24 protein-coding genes are annotated in these 23,725 nt (G+C 55.5%); 14 read left to right on the forward strand and 10 right to left on the reverse strand.

Features of this window, described 5'->3' with window-relative positions; translation table 11 throughout:
* On the forward strand, nt 1-468 hold a 468-nt coding region (locus BEN30_RS13940), incomplete at its 5' end, for a sensor histidine kinase (RefSeq protein ID WP_170827069.1).
* A gap of 7 nt (nt 469-475) precedes the next feature.
* On the opposite strand, the gene BEN30_RS13945 is transcribed toward BEN30_RS13940, so the two are convergent.
* On the reverse strand, nt 476-2,083 hold the full coding sequence (locus BEN30_RS13945; RefSeq protein WP_069958944.1) for a U32 family peptidase: 1,608 nt from the start codon (nt 2,081-2,083) through the stop codon (nt 476-478).
* A gap of 116 nt (nt 2,084-2,199) precedes the next feature.
* Here BEN30_RS13945 and BEN30_RS13950 point away from each other — a divergent pair, with 116 nt between their 5' ends.
* On the forward strand, nt 2,200-3,102 hold the full coding sequence (locus BEN30_RS13950; protein ID WP_069959041.1) for a DMT family transporter: 903 nt from the start codon (nt 2,200-2,202) through the stop codon (nt 3,100-3,102).
* Here BEN30_RS13950 and BEN30_RS13955 read toward each other — a convergent pair.
* From BEN30_RS13955 to BEN30_RS13990, 8 genes are all read right to left on the reverse strand, one after another.
* The gene (locus BEN30_RS13955; RefSeq protein ID WP_069958945.1) at nt 3,099-4,916 is read right to left on the reverse strand and encodes an ATP-binding cassette domain-containing protein; all 1,818 of its coding nucleotides are present in this window, start codon (nt 4,914-4,916) and stop codon (nt 3,099-3,101) included. The genes BEN30_RS13950 and BEN30_RS13955 overlap by 4 nt on opposite strands.
* 49 nt (nt 4,917-4,965) lie before the next feature.
* Nucleotides 4,966-5,427: a hydrogenase maturation protease gene (locus BEN30_RS13960; RefSeq protein ID WP_084005584.1), complete on the reverse strand. Its 462-nt coding sequence runs from the start codon at nt 5,425-5,427 to the stop codon at nt 4,966-4,968.
* Nucleotides 5,420-6,718: a Ni/Fe hydrogenase subunit alpha gene (locus tag BEN30_RS13965; protein ID WP_069958946.1), complete on the reverse strand. Its 1,299-nt coding sequence runs from the start codon at nt 6,716-6,718 to the stop codon at nt 5,420-5,422. Before BEN30_RS13965 ends, BEN30_RS13960 begins: the two co-directional genes overlap by 8 nt.
* On the reverse strand, nt 6,711-7,484 hold the full coding sequence (locus BEN30_RS13970; RefSeq protein WP_069958947.1) for an NADH-quinone oxidoreductase subunit B family protein: 774 nt from the start codon (nt 7,482-7,484) through the stop codon (nt 6,711-6,713). The genes BEN30_RS13965 and BEN30_RS13970 overlap by 8 nt, the downstream gene beginning before the upstream one ends.
* Entirely contained in the window at nt 7,484-8,347 is an 864-nt protein-coding gene (locus BEN30_RS13975; protein ID WP_069958948.1) for an FAD/NAD(P)-binding protein, read from the reverse strand. The genes BEN30_RS13970 and BEN30_RS13975 overlap by 1 nt, the downstream gene beginning before the upstream one ends.
* A gap of 9 nt (nt 8,348-8,356) precedes the next feature.
* Nucleotides 8,357-8,824 carry a cyclic nucleotide-binding domain-containing protein gene (locus BEN30_RS13980; protein ID WP_069958949.1) on the reverse strand — a complete coding sequence of 156 codons (468 nt, stop codon included), beginning with the start codon at nt 8,822-8,824 and terminating at the stop codon, nt 8,357-8,359.
* A gap of 12 nt (nt 8,825-8,836) precedes the next feature.
* Entirely contained in the window at nt 8,837-9,961 is a 1,125-nt protein-coding gene (locus BEN30_RS13985; protein ID WP_084005586.1) for a 4Fe-4S dicluster domain-containing protein, read from the reverse strand.
* Between the two features lie 122 nt (nt 9,962-10,083).
* Nucleotides 10,084-12,384 (reverse strand): Tex family protein, encoded by a 2,301-nt coding sequence (locus BEN30_RS13990; RefSeq protein ID WP_069958950.1) that lies wholly within the window; start codon nt 12,382-12,384, stop codon nt 10,084-10,086.
* 234 nt (nt 12,385-12,618) lie between these two features.
* Here BEN30_RS13990 and BEN30_RS13995 point away from each other — a divergent pair, with 234 nt between their 5' ends.
* The 5 genes from BEN30_RS13995 (at nt 12,619) to phnE (ending at nt 17,100) form a co-directional block, all read left to right on the forward strand.
* Nucleotides 12,619-13,401 carry an endonuclease/exonuclease/phosphatase family protein gene (locus tag BEN30_RS13995; protein WP_069958951.1) on the forward strand — a complete coding sequence of 261 codons (783 nt, stop codon included), beginning with the start codon at nt 12,619-12,621 and terminating at the stop codon, nt 13,399-13,401.
* Between the two features lie 83 nt (nt 13,402-13,484).
* Nucleotides 13,485-14,111: an LbetaH domain-containing protein gene (locus BEN30_RS14000; RefSeq protein WP_069958952.1), complete on the forward strand. Its 627-nt coding sequence runs from the start codon at nt 13,485-13,487 to the stop codon at nt 14,109-14,111.
* Nucleotides 14,112-14,234: 123 nt separating this feature from the next.
* Nucleotides 14,235-15,125, forward strand: a complete 891-nt coding sequence (gene phnC / locus BEN30_RS14005; protein WP_069959044.1) for a phosphonate ABC transporter ATP-binding protein — start codon at nt 14,235-14,237, stop codon at nt 15,123-15,125.
* Nucleotides 15,126-15,186: 61 nt separating this feature from the next.
* The gene (phnD, locus tag BEN30_RS14010; protein ID WP_069958953.1) at nt 15,187-16,194 is read left to right on the forward strand and encodes a phosphonate ABC transporter substrate-binding protein; all 1,008 of its coding nucleotides are present in this window, start codon (nt 15,187-15,189) and stop codon (nt 16,192-16,194) included.
* A gap of 93 nt (nt 16,195-16,287) precedes the next feature.
* A complete protein-coding gene (phnE, locus tag BEN30_RS14015; RefSeq protein WP_069958954.1) occupies nt 16,288-17,100 on the forward strand; it encodes a phosphonate ABC transporter, permease protein PhnE in 813 nt (270 codons plus the stop codon).
* A gap of 12 nt (nt 17,101-17,112) precedes the next feature.
* Here phnE and phnF read toward each other — a convergent pair whose 3' ends face one another.
* Nucleotides 17,113-17,832, reverse strand: coding sequence for a phosphonate metabolism transcriptional regulator PhnF (phnF, locus tag BEN30_RS14020; protein WP_069958955.1), 720 nt, complete (start codon nt 17,830-17,832; stop codon nt 17,113-17,115).
* A gap of 149 nt (nt 17,833-17,981) precedes the next feature.
* On the opposite strand from phnF, the gene phnG reads away from it, so the two are divergent.
* The 7 genes from phnG to BEN30_RS14055 are packed head-to-tail and all read left to right on the forward strand — an operon-like array spanning nt 17,982 to nt 23,725.
* Entirely contained in the window at nt 17,982-18,473 is a 492-nt protein-coding gene (gene phnG / locus BEN30_RS14025; RefSeq protein WP_084005588.1) for a phosphonate C-P lyase system protein PhnG, read from the forward strand.
* A gap of 13 nt (nt 18,474-18,486) precedes the next feature.
* Nucleotides 18,487-19,110 carry a phosphonate C-P lyase system protein PhnH gene (gene phnH, locus BEN30_RS14030; RefSeq protein ID WP_069959045.1) on the forward strand — a complete coding sequence of 208 codons (624 nt, stop codon included), beginning with the start codon at nt 18,487-18,489 and terminating at the stop codon, nt 19,108-19,110.
* Between the two features lie 3 nt (nt 19,111-19,113).
* The gene (locus tag BEN30_RS14035) at nt 19,114-20,214 is read left to right on the forward strand and encodes a carbon-phosphorus lyase complex subunit PhnI (protein WP_069958957.1); all 1,101 of its coding nucleotides are present in this window, start codon (nt 19,114-19,116) and stop codon (nt 20,212-20,214) included.
* A 2-nt stretch (nt 20,215-20,216) separates the two neighbouring features.
* Entirely contained in the window at nt 20,217-21,083 is an 867-nt protein-coding gene (locus BEN30_RS14040) for an alpha-D-ribose 1-methylphosphonate 5-phosphate C-P-lyase PhnJ (protein ID WP_407655974.1), read from the forward strand.
* 5 nt (nt 21,084-21,088) lie between these two features.
* Complete coding sequence (phnK, locus tag BEN30_RS14045) at nt 21,089-21,868, forward strand: phosphonate C-P lyase system protein PhnK (protein ID WP_069958959.1); 780 nt, start codon at nt 21,089-21,091, stop codon at nt 21,866-21,868.
* 10 nt (nt 21,869-21,878) lie between these two features.
* Nucleotides 21,879-22,586, forward strand: a complete 708-nt coding sequence (gene phnL / locus BEN30_RS14050; RefSeq protein ID WP_069958960.1) for a phosphonate C-P lyase system protein PhnL — start codon at nt 21,879-21,881, stop codon at nt 22,584-22,586.
* Nucleotides 22,583-23,725, forward strand: coding sequence for an alpha-D-ribose 1-methylphosphonate 5-triphosphate diphosphatase (locus BEN30_RS14055; protein WP_069958961.1), 1,143 nt, complete (start codon nt 22,583-22,585; stop codon nt 23,723-23,725). The genes phnL and BEN30_RS14055 overlap by 4 nt, the downstream gene beginning before the upstream one ends.

Raw genomic sequence — 23,725 nt, forward strand, 5'->3', positions numbered from 1 at the left:
ACGTTTACCGCCACACTTGTGGATGAGGTCCTTACAATTTTAAGCATTCAGGCGCAGTCAAAAGGCCTGACCCTCCACAACAAAACCCACGACATGCACAAGCTGCTCATTGATCCTTTGCGCATAAAGCAGGTGATTTTGAATGTGATCGGCAATGCCATCAAATTCACCGATGCGGGGGAAATCACGATCACCAATCATTGCGATGAAACGGGACACAACATCTCCATAACGGACACCGGCATCGGCATGACTGAAGAGCAAATCAAAATTGCCTTGCAGCCCTTTCGCCAAGTCCACGGAACCGCTCTTGCCAGACGTTACCAGGGCACCGGATTGGGACTTTCTTTCAGCCAGAAAATCATGGAACTGCATGACGGCGCGTTAATTGTGACCGGCACCCTGGATACGGGCTCAACGATCACGCTTCACTTCCCGCCAGAAGCAACTGAGGGCTGCGACATATAACCCACGACTAAGCGATGTCTTCCGCCTTCAGCATTTGACCGATTTTTTTGGCTTTGAGGGTTTCGCGGGCTTTTTCGTATTTTTCGTCGTTCCAAAACATCAAGCAACCGTTACACCCCAGACCGCAACAACTGTCCAGCCCTTGGGCCGGGGTTTTGCCCGTGTGGGCGCGGCCTTTTAAGGTCGGGCGCGCTTCAGATCCGTCACGCAATCCGCGTTCCACATCCATGCTCATCAAGTTGCCTTGCAGCAGTGCTTGACGGTCTTCATTGAGCACCGCCTCGGTGCGGCCAACGCTGAACGGCGGCAACATGCGTTTTAAGTTGGCGCTGTCTTCGTTGTGAAACAGCGACGCCGGAATGCGCACCGCACGGCCTTGGCCGGGGGATGCTTTTTCCGTCACCTTGCCGGACGCCGCATCGATAAACTCGTAAAGGCGCAAACGAATGGGTTCAATGTCGTTGGGACCCAAAAACTCCACAACCGAGCCCGACACCAACGGATTGCGCAGACCAAAGATGATGTCGTCGCCGTCCCAGCGTTCAATCACGCCCGCAAACAGCCAGCCACCGACGGTGTCGGTGCGCTCATAATTGTGTGCGATATTGGTCAGTCGTCCTTCGTGAAAGCCCAAGGAATAGCCGCGATTTTGCAGGGTATAGATTTCGCGCAAATAAGGATCCGGCGTCCAACTTTCCGGGTCAGCGTACCACGCATCGATGGCCAAACGGTAGGCACGCGCCGTCACCGCGGCGTAATATTCACTTTTGTTGCGCCCTTCAACTTTTAAGCTGTCGATGCCGATGCGCAGATACTCATCCAACTTGGGCATCAAACACAAGTCTTTGGCGTTCAAGATGTAAGAACCGCGATCGTCTTCTTCCAGCTTCATCAATTCACCGGGGCGGAACTCTTCTTCCAAGAAAAAATCGAAGTCGTCTTTATTTTCAGGTGTGATCTCAACTTCGCTGCCGTCTTTGCGCCGTGCCCTGACTTTGTAATTCCACCGACAACTTTGCGCGCAATTGCCCTGGTTGGCCCCCCGTTCCGCCAGATAATTCGACAACAAGCAGCGCCCCGAATAGGTCATGCACATGGCCCCGTGAATGAACGCTTCCAATTTGATGTCGGGACATTTTTCGCGAATTTCCTTCAGTTCTTCAAAGCTGACTTCGCGCGCCAGCACGCATAACTTGGCCCCCATCTTGGCCCAACTTTGCACCGTCAGCCACGAACACGCATTGGCCTGGGTGGACACATGCACGTCCAGTTCCGGGGCGTATTCGGCCAGGTAATGCAGCACGCCTTGGTCCGCCACGATGACCCCATCGGGGGCCACTTTGCGCACGGTTTGGACAAATTCCGGCAGCTTTTCGATATCTCTGTTGTGGGTGAACAGATTCAGCGTCAGATAGATGCGTTTACCGTGGGCATGGACAAAGCGCACGCCTTCCAACAGCTCTTCCAAGCTGAATTCCGACTGGGTGCGCAACGACAAATCGGGCGTGCCAGCATAGACCGCGTCTGCGCCGTACAAAATCGCCGTTTTCAGCTTCGCCAAAGAGCCAGCAGGCATCAACAGCTCAGAACGGTGGGGGATGTTTTTTTGGGTCATGCGTCCTCATATCACTTTGCCTGCGATCATACCACGAAACAGTGCAGCTCTACTGTACCCGCCCTGCCATTTCGCTTAGGCTAGGCTCAATACCTATGTGGAGACGAAAAGCCACCATGTCACCCCTTGAAAAACGCGCCCAAATCCTGACCCTTTGCGCGACCGTACTGGTTTCCACGTCGTTTCCCGTGGGTGCTGCCATCGCGCCGGAACTGGACAGTGTGGTGCTGACCTTGCTGCGGTTTGCCTTGGCGGCGGTGATTTTCGGGCCGTTGGTGGCGTGGCGGATTGGTCTGCCCCGACCTACCCTCAAAGACTTGGGCCGTTATGCTTTGGTGAGCGCGGCGATGGTGGGCTTTTTTTGGGGCATGTTCGAAGCGTTGCGCTTCACCACCCCGCTCAACACCGCCACCATCTTCACCTTCACGCCGATGATTGCCGCCGCGGTGTCGGCAGTGTTGTTGAAAGAACGGCTGAAAAACCGTTCGTTCGTCGCTTTGGGGCTGGGCTGTGTGGGGGCTATTTGGGTTATTTTTCGCGGTAATTTTGCCGATTTAGGCGCGTTCGACCTCAACCGAGGCGACGCCATCTTTTGCGCCGCCACCGTGTCCATGGGCTTTTACGGTCCATTGGTGAAGTACCTGCACCGGGGCGAACCCATGGCGCGGATGAGTTTTTGGATCCTCGTCACCGGGACCGCGTGGTTATCCCTGTTGGCGCTGCCACGCATCGGCCATGTGGATTGGGCCAGCGTGCCATTGAACGTCTATGGGGGGATTTTGTATCTGGCGGTGTTCACCACCGTCATCACCTTTTTTGTGTTTCAGTGGAGCGCCCTGGTGCTGGGGCCGACCAAAGTGTTGTCATACACGTACTTAAACCCCGTGCTGGTGCTGATCATCGGTTTGGTGCTGGGCCATGACATGCCGCCCGCCCTCACCTATCCGGGACTTGTGTTGGTGTTGGGGGCAACGATTGTGTTGCAAATGGCTCAACCTAAATCAGCTAAAAGCGTTTAGGCGTTGTCGATTTCTTCGCGCAGCATTTCCAAAGTGAGCCACTGTTCTTCGGCCGCTTTCAATTCGGCTGACTTGGATTCCAATTTCCCCGCCAGCTTGTTGAAGGCTTGGGGATCGCGGGCATAAAAACCGGGGTCGTCCATTTTGGCCTGTAGGGCGTCAATTTCGCCGCTCAGCGTTTCCATGCGCGCGGGCAGGGTTTCCAGAGCAAACTTTTCTTTGTACGACAGCTTCAGCTTTGAAGGCTCCGCCGGGGCTTCCGCCTGTTTTGGCGACCTAACGCGCTTGCTCTGGCTGGCTGCAACGGGAGCACGGGCGCTGACGCCATGGCCGCGTTGCATGACCATGTCCGAATAGCCGCCCGGATATTCCTGCCATCGGCCTTGACCTTCGTTGATGATGACGGACGTCGCCACCCGATCCAAAAAGTCGCGATCATGGCTCACCAAAATCACCGTACCATCGAATTCGGCAATCATTTCTTGCAGCAAATCCAGCGTTTCCAAATCCAGATCGTTGGTCGGTTCGTCCAACACCAACAAATTGGCCGGCTGGGTCATGGCGCGCGCCAGCATCAAACGACCGCGTTCGCCCCCGGACAACGCCTGAACCGGCGTGTTGGCTTGTTCCGGGGCAAACAGGAAGTCTTGCATATAGCCCATCACGTGCTTTTGCTGTCCGCCGACGGTGACACTGTCGCCGTTGCGCCCGGTGAGCACATCCACCAACGTCCAATCGGGATTGAGCGCGTCGCGCATTTGGTCCAGGCTGGCCATTTCAATTTTGGTGCCCATCAACACGGTGCCGCTATCGGGCTCCAACGTGCCAATCAACATTTTCAGCAGCGTGGTCTTGCCCGCCCCGTTGGCCCCGACGATGCCCAGCCGGTCGCCGCGCAAAATGCGAGTGGAAAAATCTTTGACCACGGTGTTATCGCCGTAAGATTTGGAAATACCCTCGGCTTCCATCACCCGCTTTCCCGATTTGCCGGATTCTGACGCCGTCAGCTTGACGGAGCCCGTCGGCCCCATCTGGTCGCGGCGGTCTTGGCGCAATTGGTCCAAGGCGCGCAAACGGCCCATGTTGCGTTTGCGCCGCCCGGTGACGCCGCGTTGCAGCCAATGCAATTCGCGCACGATCTTGCGGTCCAGCTTGTGCTGATCCAGTTCGATTTGCCCCAAAGTTTCATCGCGCCAGGCTTCGAAGTGGGCAAACGATTTGGGCAGTTTGTGGGTCACGCCTTGGTAAATCCACACGCTGGACTGCGATACATTTTCCAAAAAGCGCCGATCATGGCTGATCACCACCAACGCTGCGTTGAGGGCATTCAGCTCTTGTTCCAACCATTCGATCACCGCCAGATCCAAATGGTTGGTGGGCTCGTCCAACAACAACACATCGGGTTTGGGAGCCAAGGCCCGGGCCAAAGCCGCGCGGCGCGCTTCACCACCGGAAAGCGTTTTGGGGTCTTCTTGACCATTAAGACCCAAATCCGTCAGCAACACCTGGGCGCGGTACAGATCATCATGGGGACCAAGCCCCGCTTCGACGTATTCAAGCGCCGTGGCAAAGCCGCTCAAATCCGGCTCTTGAGGCAGGTAATTGACCGAGGTTCCGGTTTGCAGCACCCGCTCCCCGTTGTCGGGTTCGATCAAACCTGCCGCGATTTTCAACAAGGTGGATTTGCCGCAGCCGTTGCGCCCAACCAGGCACATGCGTTCGCCCGCCGCCACGGTCAGGTCGGCACCTTCCAACAGCGGCGTGCCGCCAAAGGTCAGATGAATGTCGCGAAGGGTGAGTAAAGGTGCAGCCATGGGCCGTGTGTAGCGCGCCCAACACTTGGGAGCAAGGGGCTATTGAGAACTAGGGCGCAATATCGGCCTTGATACGATCAACCGTATCCAAAACAGCCAATTCCACATCCTTCGACAGCGGTGCGCCCAGGTTGAAATTATGCCCTTCAATGGCATAAATGATCAGATTTCTGGGCAATCGGTCGAGAACCCGCGCCATTTCAACGGCTTCGGCAACACCGAATTGATGGCTGGAATGGCGAAAAAAGTTGCGCGGCAAGACGTCAGAGTTGGCGTCAAAGCGGTGCACCGTGCCCAAGGGCGCGCCCGACACCGCCGCGTCGATGAGGATCACTTGCCCCTGATGCGCCCACATCTCCATCAGTTCCGCGCCATCGCCATCAAAATCAAACGCTTCGATGTTGTCAGCGCGCAACTGCGCCGCCACCGCCGCTCCCACACCGTCATCGCCGCGCATGGGGTTGCCGACGCCGATGATCCATGGACTCGGTTGTGTTGGAATTTCAGTCACGGGTTACGTTCAATTTCAAAAAATGCGTGGCGCACGAAATACAGGGGTCATAGTTGCGAATGGTCTGCTCACAGCGCCATTTCAATTTTTCGTCCGCCAAGTCCATATAACGCTCGACCACGCCATGCAAGTCAATCTCAATTTGTTTTTGGTTTTGCGCGGTCGGCGGCATGATGGTGGCCTTGGTGATCAAGCCGTTTTTGTCCAAACTATAGCGATGATAACAAATGCCCCGCGGCGCTTCGGTGCAGCCATGTCCGGTGCCCGCACGAGGCGTCACCTGAACACACGACGCGTCGGGTTCTTCGTAAGCCAAAGCGATGCGTAGAGATTCTTCAAAGGCATAGAGTGTTTCGACCATGCGCACGATGATGCTTTGAAACGGATTGATGCAGATTTTACCCAACCCGGCATCTTTAGCCGTCGCCTTGGCCAATTTTGACAACTGATCGAAGTTGTTGTTGTAGCGCGCCAACGGCCCCACCAAATACGCTTCGCCCGTTTTGGTCTTGCCGTGCAGGGCGTTGGAATGGGCGACATGTTCTTCCACAAAGTGATCGGGAAATTCAGACACCCCGATGTCCAGCCCCCGGTTCGAAATGATCCGTCCATCTTGAATGGCGTATTCATCCGGGTGGCGCATGGATACGCAGGTGTAATCATATTCATAGTCGGGAAATTCAAAACCACCGAACGCCAACGCCAAATCGCGGGATGCATCGATGGCCCATTTTAATGGTTCGATCAGCGAGCGCACGCGGGCCTTGGTGGGGACTTTATAAAAGCCGCCGACTTTTAAGTTCACCGGGTGCACCGCCCGCCCGCCGACAACTTCCAAAATTTCGTTGCCGAGCTTTTTCAGCTTCAAGGCTTTTTTCACCAGTTCGGGATTGGCCTTGGCGATTTGCAAGGCGTCGTCGAGTTCCAAAAAATCAGGGGCATGCAGCATGGCCGCGTGCAACACATGGCTTTCAACCCATTCACCGCAATAAATCAGCCGCCGCAAGTCGCGCAACGGCCCAGTGACAGAAACGCCCAGCGCATCTTCCATGGCTTGGCTGGAGCCCAACAAATAGGCGATGGGGCAAATGCCGCAAATGCGTGAGGTGATGTCCGGCGCTTCGGAAAAATCACGACCCCGAAGCAGGGCTTCGAAAAAGCGCGGCGGTTCAAAGATGCGAAATTTCAAGTCTTTGATTTTGCCGTCTCGAATGTGCAAGTCCAACGCGCCCTCGCCTTCCACTCGCGACAGGGCGTCAACTTTGATGATGCGCGACGTCGTTTTAGTCATGCTTCACGCTCTCTTTCGCAAACGGTTCGGCGGCAGCGTTGAAGGTGCGGAACAGATCGCTGCGTTGTTTGGAATCTAACCCCAATTCGCCCAAGCGGGCGGCCAGCGCCGATGTGTTGGACAATTCTTTAGGCCCAAAGCAGCCATAACAGCCGCGATCAAAGGTCGGGCAGATGGTGCCGCATCCGGCTTGGGTGACGGGACCCAAGCACGCTTGTCCCTTGGCCACCATCACACACACTTGGCCGGACATTTTGCATTCCATGCATTGGCTGTGATTGGGCACGTTGGGTTTGCGGCCTACCAACGTTGCGCCCAAAACTTCCAACAGCTGAACTTTGTTGATGGGGCAGCCGCGCAGTTCCAAGTCCACCGGGACGTGATCGGCGATGGCGGTGGATTTACTCAAGGTCTTAATGTATTCAGGATGAGCATAGACAGCCGAAATAAACTCATCCACGTCGGCGAAATTTTTCAGCGCCTGAATGCCACCTGCCGTAGCACACGCGCCGATGGTGATGAGGACTTTGGACTGTTTGCGCACTTGGTGAATGCGCTCTTCCTCTTCGGCCGTGGTGATGGAGCCTTCCACCAACGAAATGTCATAGGGACCGCTGACCTTGGCACGGGTGGCTTCCAAAAAATAGGCAAACTCAACTTGCTCGGCGACATCCAACAGCTCGTCTTCGCAGCCCAAAAGGCTAAGTTGACAGCCATCGCAAGAGGAGAATTTCCAAACTGCCAGCTTGGGTTTTTTGTGTGCCATCAGAGCCCCCTCACCTGCAACAGGGATTCAATGCGGCCATAGGGAAACACCGGGCCATCCTTGCACACGAAGTGCCCGCCGAACTGACAATGACCACAGTGGCCGATGGCGCACTTCATGTTGCGTTCCATGGACACGTAAATATCGTCCTTGTCCACACTTTGCGCGGTGAGTTCCTGGATGGTGAAACGCATCATGATTTCGGGGCCGCAGATGAGCACCTTGGTGTGATGGGGATCAAAATTGGCGCGCCCGATCAAGCGCGTCACCACGCCCACATTGCCCGCCCAATCGTGCCCGGCATGATCCACCGTGACGTCGACATAGGTGTCCAAGCGCCCGCGCCACGTTTGCAATTGCTTCATATACAAAACATCAGAAGGAGACCGGGCGCCATACAAAATGACGAACCGTCCATACTGTGTGCGGTTGGCCAAGATGGCATCAATGGCCGGGCGCAGTGGGGCCAAACCGATGCCGCCCGCGACGATCACCACGTCATGACCGATGGCTTCTTCTACCGGCCAGGCGCTGCCGAACGGGCCGCGCACCCCCAACATGTTCCCTTTTTTGAGATTTGAGATGGCATGCGTCACGGCCCCAACATCGCGAATGGTGTGGATCAATTTATGCGGCTTGGCCGGATCTCCACTGATGGAGATGGGCACCTCGCCCACGCCAAAAGCATAGAGCATGTTGAACTGACCGGGCTGAAAGACAAAGCCTTCAGAACGGTTTTCCGGCTCCAACTCTATGGTGAAGGTGTCCGCCAAATCCTGGGTGCGTTTGGTGATGGTGAACGGCACCGGAGTCATTGCATCAAGCGTCGTGGTATCAGATTCAGATTTTGAGCTTGCGATCATACCACCCCCTCAGGACTTGCCGTACATGTCGGTCAATTGCTGGCGCGTGCTGCTGAGACGTCTCGCCATCACAGGCACGAAGCGGCTATACAGCTCAAAGCCCAAACTGTGATCCTTTTTCAATTTTTTGCGCAAACACGTGGCGTCCAGACTGAACACGCGGGTGAGTTCAACCGCGCGGATGTCGTTGGACCATACATAAGGTTCCACCATCCACGACCAACCAAACACGTCGCCGTCATGCAGGGTTTCCAAAATCAAGCCATCGCGTCCCGGCACGTGATATTCCAACGCCACCGTGCCGGAGCGAATAAAATAAAACCGATCCGCCGGGCTGCCTTCATGGGCGATGTATTCACCCGCCAAAAAGCGTTCATTGCGCGCACACCCCGCCAAGGTCTTGCGCGAAGTATCGTCCATGCCTTTGAAAAAAGGATGGTCCGCCAGCAGCTTGTCAAGACCTTCAACTTTCACCATGGTGCACGCTCCTCATTTGTCTTTCGCAATCGCTCGAACTTCGGCGGTGATGTCGATGCCCACCGGGCACCACGTGATGCACCGCCCGCAGCCCACGCAGCCCGACACCCCAAACTGATCGTGCCAATGGGTTAGCTTGTGGGTCATCCACTGGCGATAGCGCTCAGCACCGTCGCGGCGAATGGCACCGCCGTGGATGTAGCTAAAATCCAACGTGAAGCACGAATCCCAGGTGCGCCAGCGTTCCGCATTTTGACCATCCAAGCTGGTGCTGTCCGATGTGGTGGAGCAAAAACACGTTGGGCACACCAGCGTGCAGTTGGCGCAATCCAGGCACCGCTTGGCGATGTCTTGCCAACGCGGGTGCTGTAAATGGTTCGCCAATGTTTTCGCCGCCCCCTTGGGCATCTCCCGGCCCATGGATTGAGCCGCTTTGTCAGAGGCTTTTTGGGCGGCTTTAAAATCAGCCGCCGCAGCAGGGCGACCCGTTAGGCGTTTGAGAATGGTTTGCCCGCTCGCACTGCCCGCCTCCAGCAAAAACTCATGGACTCCTTTGCGGGTCAGCTCGCTCAAGGCCAAATCATAACCGTCTTTGACTTTGGGGCCCGTGTCCATGGAGGTGCAAAAACAAGTCCCGCCTGCACGCCGACAGTTCACCGCCACAATCAGCGCCTGTTTGCGGCGCTGGGCGTAGCCGTTTGAGACATGCTCTCCTTCAACAAACACTTTGTCTTGAATGCGTATGGCCGCCAATTCGCACGCTCGCACGCCGATGAAGGCGTATTTGGGAGCGTCTATAGAGGCTTCGACCTGAAAGCCCTCTGCAGTTTTGTGCGCTGACCACAGCTTTTCTTTGGCGGGAAACAGAAACTGCTTCCACGACTGCGCGCCGTGGGTGAAATCAAAATAGGCGGGTTTTTTGGCTTTGCTGAGACGGTACGCACCCGGTTGTTGGTCATCAACCAACCCCAATGGCAGTTGGGCGGCAGAAGAAATTTCTTCCAACACGATGGAACCATCCCGCGTGGTGGGCGCAATTGTGGCGTAGCCGTCTTTGCGCAACACCTTCACCAAGTCGTCCAATTGGGCGGCCCCAATGACGATCGCAGCATTTTGTTGCGTGTTTTTAGTGTTCATTTCCGGAAAAGACCCCAGACCCCCCCAGGTTAAGGCGCAGCAACAGAAAGATCACACACAATTATAAAGGACTTATGACACGACGTCGAAAACATTCGTGCCTTGAGCCAAAAGGATTGGCGTTATTTTTTCTGAGCACGGGCAAAAGCTTCAGCAAGCGCGCCCCCGGATGCAGGCGCAGACGGTTTCGGTTTTTGCGGGGCGGGTCGCTTGGCTTCACGCGGCGCAGACGGTTTTGCCGGCATAGATGGCGCGCCGTCATCTTCTTTGGTGCGCATGGTCAACGAAATGCGTTTGCGTGCGGGGTCAACCTCTTGCACCCGCACGTGCACCACATCGCCCGGCTTGACCACTTCACGGGGGTCTTTGACAAACCTGTCCGCCAACTGGGAAATGTGCACCAGACCGTCTTGATGGACGCCGATGTCGACGAACGCGCCGAAGTTGGCGACGTTGGTGACGACCCCTTCCAAGCGCATACCCGGTTTCAAATCGCTGATTTTTTCCACGCCGTCTTTAAATTCAGCGGTTTTGAATTCCGGACGCGGATCGCGGCCGGGCTTTTCCAGTTCCGCCAAAATGTCCTTCACGGTTTCAACACCGTGGTTTTCATTGGCGAAATCCTGCACCTGAAGGGCACGCAACACTTTGGCGTTGCCCATCAAATCGGCCAAGGTCGTTTTTGAGACGGTCAAAATGCGTTCCACCACCGGATAGCTTTCCGGGTGCACCGACGATGCATCCAACGGATTGTCGCCGCCTTTGATGCGCAAAAAACCTGCGCATTGTTCAAAGGCTTTGTCACCCAGGCGCGGCACCTTCAACAACTCCTTGCGATTGCGAAAGGCCCCGTGAGCGTCCCGATAAGCAACCACGTTCGCCGCCAAGCTATCGCCCAGACCCGACACTTGGGCCAACAAAGGCTGTGACGCCATGTTCAAATCCACGCCCACGGCGTTGACGCAATCTTCCACCACCGCTTCCAAGGCGCGGCCCAGGCGATGCTGGGACAAATCGTGCTGATATTGGCCCACGCCGATTGCCTTGGGTTCGATTTTCACAAGTTCCGCCAACGGGTCTTGCAAACGTCTGCCGATGGATGCGGCCCCACGGATCGACACGTCAACGTCAGGGAATTCCTGGGACGCATAAGCCGATGCCGAATAGACAGACGCGCCCGCTTCCGACACCATAATCTTCTTCAGCCCCAGTTCCGGGTAACGCGCCATGATATCGCTGGCCAGCTTGTCGGTTTCGCGTGACGCCGTGCCGTTGCCGATGGACAGCAGCTCCACGGCGTGCTTTTGCGCCAAGGCGCCGATGACGGCGATACTTTCGTCCCACCGTTTTTGCGGTTCATGGGGATAAATGGTCGCCGTGTCCACCAGCTTGCCGGTGCTGTCCATCACCGCCACCTTGACGCCGGTGCGAAAGCCCGGGTCCAGGCCAATGGTGGCGCGCTGTCCGGCAGGGGCCGCCAGCAACAAATCGCGCAAGTTTTGGGCGAACACGCGGATGGCTTCTTCTTCGGCATCGGACCATAGGCGTTGCATCAAATCCAGTTCGATGTGTAACGAGATCTTCACCCGCCAGGCCCAGCGTGCCGCGTCCAGCAAAAAGCCATCCGCCGCACGACCGCCTTCGCTCAAGCCAAAATGCGCGGCGACTTGCGCCTCGAAAGGGTGCGGATACGGGGGCTGTTCTGGGTCGCCCACCACCATGGAAACCCGCAACACTTCTTCTTTGCGGCCGCGAAACAGCGCCAAGGCGCGATGCGACGGCACGGTTTTGATGGGCTCACTGTAACTGAAATAGTCAGAAAACTTGGCGCCGTCCGTTTCTTTGCCCTCAACAACTTTTGAGCACAACAGGGCTTCCCCCCACATGGCGTCGCGCAACCGCCCCACCAGTTCCGCGTCTTCGGCAAAGCGTTCAATCAAGATTTGCTTGGCCCCTTCCAGGGCGGCGTCCACGTCGGCAACTTCACCAACCACATAGGCTACCGCTTCGGCGCGGGGGTCCAGGCTCGGGTTTTCCAGCAAGCCCAAAGCCAACGGCTCCAGCCCGGCTTCGCGCGCGATTTGCGCCTTGGTGCGGCGTTTGGGCTTAAACGGCAGATAAAGGTCTTCCAGACGCGCCTTGGTCTCGGCTGCGTTGAGCTTGGCGCGCAACTCGTCGCTGAGTTTGCCTTGTTCGTCGATGCTTTTGAGGATAGCGATGCGCCGCTCTTCCATATCGCGCAAATACTGCAGCCGCTCTTCCAAGGTGCGCAGTTGAATATCGTCCAGCCCGCCCGTGGCTTCTTTGCGGTAACGCGCAATAAACGGCACCGTTGAACCGCCGTCCAACAGCTCAACCGTGCTCACAACCTGGGCATCGCGAACACCCAGTTCTTCCGCTATTTTTTGCGCAATGGTCTGCATCGTATCGGTCAAGGGCTTCTCCTGAAGGACGGTAAAATCCGATGCTATGTACGGCCTGCATGGCGTTGGTGCAAGACGATTGTGTAACATCCCGTCAAACCACCAGAAAGCCCCAGAACTGGGGACAAACACCACCCTGTAGACCATCATTTTACGCGAATCGAAAGGCCCCTCCAGTTCAATACATTTATCCATCATCACATAACCGTCATCATTTGCGGTTATGGGGTGGCGATGAACCATCTTTCGATTGCCACCTTCAACACTTGGAACTGCCAAGGCAGTCTGGATCGGCGTTTGCCGCTGATGGTGGCTGGCTTGGCCGCTCTCGACGCGGATATCATTTTGATGCAAGAGGTCTTTGCTCAAATCCCCCGCGGTTTGAATGTCGCCCAGCGTTTGGCGAATGAGCTCAATATGGATTTCGTCTATAGCCCTGCACGGGAAAAAATCCGTCTGCTGGGCGACGCCCCACTGTTGTGCCATTCAGGGTTAGCCGTGTTGGTGAAGGGCGCTGTCAAAAAACATGAAACGGTTTCTCTTCCCGAAGACGCCCGCGACGGTGAACGCTTGGGCCAGTGGGTATCGGTCAAAACAGGAGACATGAGCGTCTTGATCGGCAATACGCATCTCAGTCATCTGCAAGACGAAGATCAACTGCGCGAAAAACAACTTCAAACCCTGATCCATCACAGAGAAACCCAGGGACGACACGACGTGTGTCTCCTCGGCGGGGATATGAACCTCAAAACGGAGCACCCCATTTTTCAGCGCCTCCTCAAAAGCAGTGGATTACAGGCCATTTCGTTTGCACAAGACCAAAGCCCCAGAACGTCCCTCAATCCCATTGACGACAAAGCACCGGACGCTGGGATCATTGATCATCTGTTTGTGAAATCAGACAGAAAAAACATTGTCACGGCGCACGCCCGTCCCGCATTGCACACACTGGATGGCCGCAAAGGGCTTTATCCCAGTGATCACATGGCCATCGTTGCGGATCTTGAACTGCGTTAACGCCGCAATTGGTATTACCGTCATGAAACGGCAACGCGTGTTTCATAGAGTTCTGCCCCTAAATTCAAGAATTAGGAACGACAATGGACAATCAATGGTCACGCACGCTGGGAACACAAGCGTGCATCCACCCCACCGCCAACGTAACGGCAGATTGCACCTTGGGCCTTTGGACGGAGGTTGGCGAGCGGACAAAGTTGTCCGAAACGGTGATGGGCGACTATTCGTACATCTGTAACGATGGAGATGTCATTTACACCACCATCGGAAAATTTTGTTCCATCGCAGCCCATGTGCGGATCAATCCCGGCAATCATCCTTTGGAACGCGCCGCGCTGCATCACTTCACCTATCGCACCGCCTTGTTTGAATTGGGCGAAGACGATCCCGGTTTTTTTGATTGGCGGCGCGGTTTTCCCGTCACCATCGGCAACGACGTCTGGGTGGGCCACGGGGTGACGGTTATGGGCAACGTCACCATCGGCGACGGGGCCGCCATTGGCTCAGGGGCCGTGGTGACAAAAGATGTCGCCCCTTACACGATCATTGGCGGCGTGCCCGGCAAACCCATTCGCAAACGCTTTGACGACGAAACGTGCGAAAAGCTGGCGGCTTTAAAGTGGTGGGACTGGCCACGCGAGTTGATCAACGAACGCATGGACGATTTTCGTCGCCTCGATGCCGGTGCGTTTGCCGATAAGTATTTGTAGCGGTCCCAAGGCCTCAACAAATCCCCAACTTGTCGGCACTTGTTCACACGGCTGTTACACGAGCGACCAACAAGAGTCATACGACACGGATAAATTCCCCCAAATAGTATGGAGGAATTCGTGATGACCAACAGCATTCAAGTCACAGGTCTCAATAAGACCTTTAAGGGCACCAAGGCTCTTGATGTGATCGACTTCACCGCAGCCCAAGGTGAGATGGTGGCTTTGATTGGCGCGTCCGGCTCCGGCAAGTCAACACTGATCCGTCACATTGCCGGGTTGATGGCAGGCGATCGCCATCGCGACAACGGAACGGTCGAAGTGCATGGCAAAATCATTCAATCCCAAGGCCGCATCATGCGCAATGTGCGCCAGCATCGCCACCACATCAGCGTAATTTTCCAGCAGTTCAATTTGGTCAGCCGCATGTCGGTGATGAACAACGTGCTGCTGGGCAAGCTGGGCACCATCCCCAATTGGCGCGGCTCCTTGGGCACGTTCACCAAAAGCGAAAAGCTGGAAGCCTTGAACGCACTTGATCGCGTCGGCATGGCGAAATATGCAGGTCAACGCGCTTCGACATTATCCGGTGGACAGCAGCAACGCGTCGCCATCGCGCGGGCCTTGGTGCAGAAATCCGACATCATCCTCGCTGACGAACCCATTGCATCGCTGGACCCGGAATCATCCAGAAAGGTTATGGAAACCCTCGCCCGCATTCACAAAGAAGACGGCAAGACCGTGGTTGTGTCCCTGCATCAGGTTGATTACGCCCTGAAATATTGCCCACGCACCTTAGCCCTCAAAAATGGCAAGACTCATTACGACGGCCCCTCACGAGATCTGTCGGTTGAGTTTCTCAACAATCTATATGGGGCCAGCAGCCTCGATATGCACATTCCTGTAGAGCTTGAAATCCCCGATGAAGCACCCATTTTGGCGGCGCCTCATACAGTGGCGCGCCCTACACCAAAATTCGACGTTCGCTCGGAGCCCGTCATGGGTTCGGCATAAACGTCGACATTTCTCGGGGGCGGGTGGTCCGTCTCTCGAAACATTTAAGGAGCTACGTTACATGATGAAGAAAACCCTGTTGGCCGTTTCAGCCGCAGCCATGATGATGGCAACCGCCGCCAAAGCTGAATTCAAACCGTTGGACAAAGATCCCGAAGTCATCAACTTCGGCATCATTTCCACCGAATCCACGTCCAACTTGAAAGACCAGTGGATTCCGTTGATGCAAGACATGGAAAAAGCCATCGGCATGCCCGTGAAACCTTTTTTCGCCCCCGATTATGCGGGCGTTATCGAAGCCATGCGCTTCGGTAAAGTTCACGTCGCTTGGTTCGGCAACAAGTCCGGCATGGAAGCTGTTGACCGTTCCGGCGGTGAAGTGTTCGTGCAGACGTCCAAAGCCGACGGTTCGCAGGGCTACTACAGCCACATCATCACCAACGTGAAAAACACCAACATCAACAAGCTTGAAGACATCTTCAAATGCGACAAATCTTTGAACTTCGGCATTGGTGACCCGAACTCCACGTCCGGCTTCTTGGTCCCGTCTTACTATGTGTTCGCCCAAAACGGCGTTGACCCGAAGACGTGTTTCAAGACCGTTCGTTCCGCCAACCACGAAACCAACTTGATGGCCGTCGCCAACGACCAAGTTGATGTCGCGTCCAACAACTCCGAACAAGTTGGTCGTTCACAGTTGAAGGCTCCCGAAGCCGCTGCAAAAATCAAAATCATCTGGACTTCTCCGCTGATTCCGTCCGATCCGATGGTTTATCGCAAAGACATGTCCAAAGAACTGAAATCCAAAATCAAAGCCTTCTTCTTGGGCTATGGCCGCCTGGGCGACACCGCACATGCGACGAAAGTTCTGCACGATATCTCTGATGGTCAGGGCTATTTCATGGAAAGCAACAACACTCAGCTTTACCCGATCCGCCAGCTCGCTTTGTTTAAAAACAAGCTGAAAATCGAAGGCAGCGATGCCCTTTCCAGCAACGACAAGATGGAACAAGTCAAAGCCATCGATTCTCAACTGGCTGAACTCGACATCCTCGTTAAAAACCAATAAGACGCTTAAAGGCTGGACGCCGGGGTTTGTGCCCCGGCGTCCTTTCTTTTTATGCCCCGTAAATTTATTTGATGATTTTAATGGAGAGCCCCGATGACCAGTCACACTGCTCACGTTCCCGGCACCCTGACCGAATTGCCGACACGTGACCTCAAACGCTCTGTCACCACCATTATTTTGTGGGGCGTACTGGCGGCGTTACTGATGTATTCGTGGAAAGGTGCCGATATGCGCCCCATGGCCTTGTACGATGATGCCGGAAATATGGCTGATTTTGCAGCGGGTTTTTATCCACCGAATTTCACTGAATGGAAGATGTTTGTCCATGAGATGATCATCACCATTCAGATCGCCATTTGGGGCACAGCCCTGGCGATTGTGACGGCCATTCCCTTTGGCATTTTGTCGTCGGAAAACATTGCCCCTTGGTGGATTTATCAGCCCGTCCGTCGTTTGATGGATGCCGCGCGCGCCATCAACGAGATGGTCTTCGCCATGTTGTTTGTTGTCGCGGTCGGTTTGGGGCCGTTTGCCGGCGTTTTGGCGTTATGGGTTCACACCACTGGCATCTTGGCAAAATTGTTTTCCGAAGCCGTCGAGGCTATTGACCCCCACCCTGTTGAAGGCGTGCGGGCCACGGGTGCTACGCCGCTGCAAGAAGTGATCTACGGCGTCATCCCCCAGGTCTTGCCGTTGTGGATTTCCTATTCGCTGTACCGCTTTGAATCCAACGTGCGCTCCGCCACGGTTTTGGGCATTGTCGGTGCGGGCGGCGTCGGCATGTTGCTGTGGGAATACATCCGCGGTTTTTATTATGCCGAAACCGCTGCCGTGATGATCATCATCATCATCTGCGTTACAGCCCTGGATATGATTTCTCAGCGTCTGCGTAAGATGGTGATGTAATTAAAAATGCCCCTACCCCGGTTCAAAGACCATCTGCACACGATCCCCGGCAAACAGCGTGCGTCCATATTCCAACGGCTTTCCGTCGGCCGTAACATTGACACTTTCGGCCATCAACACCGGGCGTTGAATGGGTTGCTGCAAAAGATCGGCTTGTTCCCGGTTGGGCATGCGCGCCGTGACGCGGGTCGATTGACGGGAAAAATCTTCAACGCCAAATTCTTTCAACGCAATGCTGATCGAGCCGCAGCGTTCAACCACGCGCGCCATGTCAGGGAATCGCCCTGCGGCAAAGTAATGGTCCGCCAGGCTCAGCGGCGTCGTATCTGCGCCCCCCAAGGTGCGAATGCACAGCACCCGCGCACCGCGGTTCAACTCCAACACCTTGGCTTGCTTAGCGTTGGCGACCTGGGTAAACGATTCGATCACCTGCAGGGTCGGCACGCGGCTTTGTTCGCTCACCGTCTCACTAAAACGGGTGCGTTTTTTCACCGCATAATCCACCACGGTTTCGGGAACGTAAGTTCCCGATCCTTGGCGGGTTATAACCAGGCCCGTTTCGCCAAGCGCTTGGATGGCACGACGAACCGTATGACGGTTGACGTCGAAGCGCGCCGCCAAGGTGTGTTCCGTGGGCAACATATCGCCGGGTTTGATCAAACCTTTGACGATGTCCGTTTTGAGCTGTTCATGGATTTGTCGCCACAAAGAAATACCAATACCGCGTTTCATGTTTCACCTGTCCTGTGCTCGTGCCCGTGCATGTGCCCGTGCCTGTGTGCGTCACAAAAAATTCATGTAATGACGCTTTGATCTCTGCGTCAGCGAGGGTATGTAAACATGATGATATATAGATGTCTAGACAAATATTGGAATTGTCCATGATCCATACAACACACAATGAGACCGCATCCCCGAAGGGTATTGATGCACACGTTGCAGCCCGTCAAAGGTGGATGGGGTTGCTGGCGCGCGCCGATGCAAAAGCGTTGGAAAAGGCCTGGGCCGAACTGGAAGACAAACCGGCCTATGTGGTTCTTCGCACGCCGGAAACTGGCATGGTGATGGTGCGCGCCCGTACCGGCGGCGAAGGCCAGCAGTTTAATTTTGGCGAAATGTCCGTCACACGCTGCGTCGTGCGCACCGACACAGGCCACCAAGGTCACGCCTATATTGCAGGACGCAACAAAACCCATGCGACCATCGCCGCCGTACTGGATGCCCTGCTCCAGGTTCCCGAACGCCACGAAGCCTTGGACGCGGACATTCTCGAACCCATCCGTTACCGCCTAAACCTCCAAGACAACGAAACCGCCGATAAAGTTGCGGCCACCCGCGTAGATTTTTTCACCTTGGTGCGCGGCGATGACTGAAGGATCTCAGAGCATGTTGATGAATTCTCAAGACGTTCGCCCCCTCCCTGGGCAACCCCTCCCCGGGTTTGCTGTCCCGGTGCACGATTCCCAACGCGTATTCAGAGGCATTCTCGACGCCATGGCGCATCCGGGTAAGATTGTCGAGCTGACGGACTTGCCCGATGCCCCCAAAGCGTTGAACAAGGCCAGCGTGGCGGTTTGTTTGGCTCTGGTCGATTTTGAGACTCCGCTGTGGGCCGACGACGCCATTTCAGCACAAGCCCAAGCCGTGACACACATACAATTTCATTGTGGTTGCCCCATCACGACAGCCCCTGAAAAGGCGCGTTTTGCACTGCTGTCTCAGGGAACCGACCTCACATCCTTGAAGGCGTTTTGCCACGGCACGGATGAACGCCCTGATTTATCTACGACGGTCATTGTTCAAGCCGAAGGGTTTGGCGGTGGCGAAGATGTGCGCCTCAGCGGGCCCGGTATCAAAACCGAAACGACGCTTTCCATCACCGGTGTGGGTACGGGGTTTTGGCAGGCGGTTCGTGACAATGCTCAACGGTTCCCCCGTGGCGTTGATCTGATGATTTGTACGGACGAAGCCATCGTGTGTTTACCCCGCACCATCGAAGTGGAGGACTAAGCCATGTACGTTGCTGTCAAAGGTGGGGAAAAGGCCATCGAAAACGCCCACCGCTTGTTGGCCCAAGACCGCCGCGGCAATCCGGGGGTTCCGGAGCTTACCGTTGTGCAGATCAAGGAGCAGATGAGCCTTGCCGTTGACCGGGTGATGACCGAAGGCTCGCTTTACGATCGAGACTTGGCGGCGCTGGCGATCAAACAAGCGCGGGGCGATTTGGTGGAAGCGATCTTTTTGTTGCGTGCTTTTCGCACCACGTTGCCGCGTTTTGCCACCTCCAACCCCATCGACACCACGGCCATGAAGGCGCGGCGGCGCATTTCCGCGACCTATAAGGATTTGCCGGGTGGACAGCTTTTGGGTCCAACGTTTGATTACACCCACCGTTTGTTGGATTTTGCCCTCATGGCCGAAAGTGAAGCGCCTGACGTTGCCACATCGCCCAGCAATGACGAAGCGTTGCCCCGTGTAACGTCTTTGCTGAATGCCGAAGGGCTGATCGAACAAGAAAATTCTGATGACACAGCCCCGGTTTCCGACCTCACCCGCGAACCGTTGGATTTCCCCGCCAACCGGGATTTGCGTTTGCAAAATCTGGCACGCGGCGATGAAGGGTTTGTGTTGGCCATGGGCTATTCCAGCCAACGCGGCTATGGCAACACCCATCCGTTTGCCGGTGAAATTCGTATGGGCGAAGTCGAAGTCGTGATTGAACCGGAAGAACTGGGCTTTGCCATTTCCATCGGCGACATCACGGTGACGGAATGCGAAATGATCAACCAGTTTAAGGGCTCAGCAACCGAAGCGCCGAAGTTCACCCGAGGCTACGGTTTGTCGTTTGGCGAGGCCGAACGCAAAGCCATGGCCATGGCCTTGGTGGACCGCTCCCTGCGCGCTCGGGAATTGGGCGAAGAAGTTCAAAACCCCGCTCAAGATGAAGAGTTTGTGCTCTATCACACCGACAACGTGGAAGCGTCCGGCTTTGTGCAGCACTTAAAACTTCCCCACTACGTCGATTTTCAAGGCGAGTTGGAAATGGTGCGCAATTTACGCGCTGAGCAAGCTCACGTGCACGCGCAGGAACAAATGCTGAAAGCAGGGGAATGATCATGGACGGCTATAACTTCGCTTACCTAGATGAACAAACCAAACGCATGATCCGTCGCGCCATTCTCAAGGCCGTCGCGATCCCCGGTTATCAAGTTCCCTTTGGTTCACGTGAAATGCCGCTGCCCTACGGTTGGGGCACGGGTGGCATTCAGGTGACCGCTGGTGTGATTGGACAAGACGATGTCCTCAAAGTCATTGACCAAGGGGCCGACGACACCACCAATGCGGTGTCCATTCGGCGCTTTTTTGCCAGAACAACCGGCGTCAAAACCACCGAAAAAACCACTGAGGCGACGCTCATTCAAACGCGCCACAGAATTCCCGAACGGCCGCTGAGTGAAGGCCAAATCTTAGTCTATCAAGTGCCGATCCCCGAACCGCTGCGGTGGCTGGAACCGCGCGAAACCGAAACCCGTAAAATGCATGCGCTTCAAGAATATGGCATCATGCATGTGAAGCTGTACGAAGACATTGCGCGCTTTGGTCGCATCGCCACGTCTTACGATTATCCGGTGGTGGTCAATGACCGCTACCTGATGAAGCCGTCGCCGATCCCCAAGTTCGACAATCCCAAAATGGACAACATGCCTGCCCTTCAATTGTTTGGCGCTGGCCGGGAAAAACGCATTTACGCCATTCCCCCCTATACCAAAGTCAAAAGCCTCGACTTTGACGATCACCCGTTTGAAATCCAGCAGTGGGACGAAAATTGCGCCCTGTGTGGATCTGAAAACAGTTATTTGGATGAGGTGGTCATGGATGATCAAGGGGGGCGCATGTTCGTGTGCTCGGACACTGACCACTGTGAAAGTCGCCAAAGTGATGGTCACGTCGGCCCCATGGGCACCCAGCAGGCGGCGGAGTGAAACTTATGAACAGACCAACACCTCTTCTCAGCGTCCAGGACCTGGGCAAGTCCTATGGCCCTCATTTGGGCTGCACGGATGTTTCGTTTGATTTGTGGCCGGGTGAAGTGCTCGGCATTGTCGGCGAATCCGGGTCCGGCAAAACCACCTTGATGAATTGTCTGTCGGCGCAAATTGAACCCACTTGCGGCAAAGTCATTTATGACACCCGCATGGATGGGGCGCGTGATATCTTTGACATGTCCGAATCAGAACGTCGCCTGTTGATGCGCACCGATTGGGGTCTGGTCAAACAAAACCCCCGTGACGGGTTACGCTTGGGCGTCAGCGCCGGGGCCAATGTGGGTGAGCGCTTGATGGCGGTGGGTGCCCGTCATTACGGTGACATCCGTAACGTTGCCAACGACTGGCTGAAAAAGGTCGAAATCGACGTCGGCCGCATCGACAATCCGCCCTCGACCTTTTCCGGCGGCATGCAACAACGCCTGCAAATCGCCCGCAATTTGGTAACCGAACCGCGTCTGGTGTTCATGGATGAACCCACCGGCGGGTTGGATGTGTCGGTCCAGGCGCGCTTGCTGGATTTGCTGCGCGGACTGGTCAACCGATTGGGCTTGAGCGTGGTGATCGTCACCCACGATTTGGCCGTTGCCCGCCTGTTGGCACATCGCTTGATGGTGATGAAGGATGGCCGGGTTGTGGAACAGGGTCTTACGGATCAAGTTTTGGACGACCCCCAGCACGCCTACACCCAGCTTCTTGTGTCTTCGATTTTACAGCCGTGAGGATGATCTTATGAACACCAACACACCGATGATCATGGCCGAAGGGATCACCAAGAACTTTGTCATGCACAATCAGGGGGGTCAAAAAATTCCTGTATTCGCCGACTTAAACCTCTGTGTCAATGCAGGCGAATGCGTGGTTTTGCACGGCCCTTCGGGGGCAGGCAAATCGACCTTGATGCGCGCCCTTTATGGAAATTATTTGGTGTCGGAAGGGGCTATTCGCATCAACCACCAAGGCGAATGGATCGACATCACCCAAGCGGAGCCGCAAGAGATTTTGGCGGTGCGCAAATACACTTTGGGCTACGTGTCGCAATTTTTGCGCGCCATCCCCCGCGTTTCAACCTTGAACATCGTTTCCGAGCCGATGCTGGCGTTGGGCGAAGACGAAAGCAAAGCCCACATCCGCGCGGGAGAGTTGCTGACCCGGCTACGGGTTCCCGAAAGCCTGTGGACGTTGGCCCCGGCCACCTTTTCCGGCGGCGAACAACAACGCGTCAACATCGCGCGCGGCTTTATCGTCGAATATCCGGTGATGTTGCTGGATGAACCCACCGCATCGCTGGATGCCATAAATCGGCAAACCGTTACGGATATGATCCGTGAGACGACCGAACGTGGCGCGGCCATCATCGGAATTTTTCACGATGAAGATGTGCGCAACCAAATCGGTACCCGGTTATTCGACATCCATCCCCAGGAGCAAGCGGCATGAGCCATCAAATTCTCACCAATGCAAAAATCGTGACCCGTGACGAAGTGATCTTTGGCACGGTCACCGCGGACAGTGGCCGGATTGTTTCCATCGATCGCGGCAACACCTCTTTACCCGGCGCACAGGATTTGGACGGCGATTATCTGATTCCCGGCCTCATTGAGCTGCACACCGACAATATGGAAAAAAGTTTTACGCCACGTCCCGGCGTGCGCTGGCCTGCCTTGCCCGCAGCCATTGCCCACGACGTTCAAGTGGTGGGGGCCGGCATCACAACGGTATTTGACGCCTTGTCCGTTGGCGACATTATGGATGGTTCGACGCGTTTGACACAGTTGAAAGACATGTCGCAAATCATCGCGAGCGCCAAAAAACAAAAAGTTTTGCGCGCCGATCACTATTTGCACATGCGCTGTGAACTCAGCTTTGAAACCGTCGTCGATTTGTTTGCCCCGTTCAGCGAAAACCCGTTGGTGAAGCTGGTGTCGCTGATGGATCACGCGCCTGGACAGCGCCAATTCGCGGACGTTGAAAAATACCGTGAATATTATCAAGGCAAGTACCATTTTTCCCCGGAAAGGATGGATGCCTTTATCGAAAAGCACCAACGCACATCACAAGCCTTCAGCGCGAAAAACCGCGCGTCCATCGTCGAACTTAGCCAATCCCACGACTTGCCCCTGGCCAGTCATGACGATGCAACCGCTGCCCATGTGGATGAGGCGGGTGAAAACGGCGTGAGCATCTCTGAATTTCCGACCACGATTGCGGCGGCCCGTGCGGCACGGGACAAGGGGTTGCACGTTTTGATGGGGGCACCGAATATGGTTCGTGGACAATCACATTCCGGTAACATTTCCGCGCGAGAATTGGCCGCGGAAGGTGCGATGGACATTCTGTCGTCGGACTATTTCCCCGGTTCCATCTTGCAAGGTATCTTCACCATGCACCAAGAACTTGAAGGCATCAGTTTACCCCAGGCCGTGCGTGTGGCAACGTTGAACCCAGCCGCCGCTGCAAAAATGACGGACCGTGGCGAAATCTCACCGGGTAAACGAGCTGATTTGGTGCGTGTGCGCATGGCGGGTAAAATGCCTGTCGTGAACGAGGTCTGGTGTGCAGGGAACCGCGTTTACTGA

This window comes from Magnetovibrio blakemorei, from assembly GCF_001746755.1.
Lineage (GTDB): Bacteria > Pseudomonadota > Alphaproteobacteria > Rhodospirillales > Magnetovibrionaceae > Magnetovibrio > Magnetovibrio blakemorei.

What these genes read in the sequence shown, in the direction of transcription:
- BEN30_RS13945 (WP_069958944.1), bottom strand. Translation starts at nt 2,083, where the DNA reads ATGACCCAAAAAAACATCCCCCACCGTTCTGAGCTGTTGATGCCTGCT.
- BEN30_RS13950 (WP_069959041.1), top strand. Translation starts at nt 2,200, where the DNA reads ATGTCACCCCTTGAAAAACGCGCCCAAATCCTGACCCTTTGCGCGACC.
- BEN30_RS13955 (WP_069958945.1), bottom strand. Translation starts at nt 4,916, where the DNA reads ATGGCTGCACCTTTACTCACCCTTCGCGACATTCATCTGACCTTTGGC.
- BEN30_RS13965 (WP_069958946.1), bottom strand. Translation starts at nt 6,718, where the DNA reads ATGACTAAAACGACGTCGCGCATCATCAAAGTTGACGCCCTGTCGCGA.
- BEN30_RS13970 (WP_069958947.1), bottom strand. Translation starts at nt 7,484, where the DNA reads ATGGCACACAAAAAACCCAAGCTGGCAGTTTGGAAATTCTCCTCTTGC.
- BEN30_RS13975 (WP_069958948.1), bottom strand. Translation starts at nt 8,347, where the DNA reads ATGATCGCAAGCTCAAAATCTGAATCTGATACCACGACGCTTGATGCA.
- BEN30_RS13980 (WP_069958949.1), bottom strand. Translation starts at nt 8,824, where the DNA reads ATGGTGAAAGTTGAAGGTCTTGACAAGCTGCTGGCGGACCATCCTTTT.
- BEN30_RS13985 (WP_084005586.1), bottom strand. Translation starts at nt 9,961, where the DNA reads ATGAACACTAAAAACACGCAACAAAATGCTGCGATCGTCATTGGGGCC.
- BEN30_RS13990 (WP_069958950.1), bottom strand. Translation starts at nt 12,384, where the DNA reads ATGCAGACCATTGCGCAAAAAATAGCGGAAGAACTGGGTGTTCGCGAT.
- BEN30_RS13995 (WP_069958951.1), top strand. Translation starts at nt 12,619, where the DNA reads ATGAACCATCTTTCGATTGCCACCTTCAACACTTGGAACTGCCAAGGC.
- BEN30_RS14000 (WP_069958952.1), top strand. Translation starts at nt 13,485, where the DNA reads ATGGACAATCAATGGTCACGCACGCTGGGAACACAAGCGTGCATCCAC.
- phnC (WP_069959044.1), top strand. Translation starts at nt 14,235, where the DNA reads ATGACCAACAGCATTCAAGTCACAGGTCTCAATAAGACCTTTAAGGGC.
- phnD (WP_069958953.1), top strand. Translation starts at nt 15,187, where the DNA reads ATGATGAAGAAAACCCTGTTGGCCGTTTCAGCCGCAGCCATGATGATG.
- phnE (WP_069958954.1), top strand. Translation starts at nt 16,288, where the DNA reads ATGACCAGTCACACTGCTCACGTTCCCGGCACCCTGACCGAATTGCCG.
- phnF (WP_069958955.1), bottom strand. Translation starts at nt 17,832, where the DNA reads ATGAAACGCGGTATTGGTATTTCTTTGTGGCGACAAATCCATGAACAG.
- phnG (WP_084005588.1), top strand. Translation starts at nt 17,982, where the DNA reads ATGATCCATACAACACACAATGAGACCGCATCCCCGAAGGGTATTGAT.
- phnH (WP_069959045.1), top strand. Translation starts at nt 18,487, where the DNA reads ATGTTGATGAATTCTCAAGACGTTCGCCCCCTCCCTGGGCAACCCCTC.
- BEN30_RS14035 (WP_069958957.1), top strand. Translation starts at nt 19,114, where the DNA reads ATGTACGTTGCTGTCAAAGGTGGGGAAAAGGCCATCGAAAACGCCCAC.
- BEN30_RS14040 (WP_407655974.1), top strand. Translation starts at nt 20,217, where the DNA reads ATGGACGGCTATAACTTCGCTTACCTAGATGAACAAACCAAACGCATG.
- phnK (WP_069958959.1), top strand. Translation starts at nt 21,089, where the DNA reads ATGAACAGACCAACACCTCTTCTCAGCGTCCAGGACCTGGGCAAGTCC.
- phnL (WP_069958960.1), top strand. Translation starts at nt 21,879, where the DNA reads ATGAACACCAACACACCGATGATCATGGCCGAAGGGATCACCAAGAAC.
- BEN30_RS14055 (WP_069958961.1), top strand. Translation starts at nt 22,583, where the DNA reads ATGAGCCATCAAATTCTCACCAATGCAAAAATCGTGACCCGTGACGAA.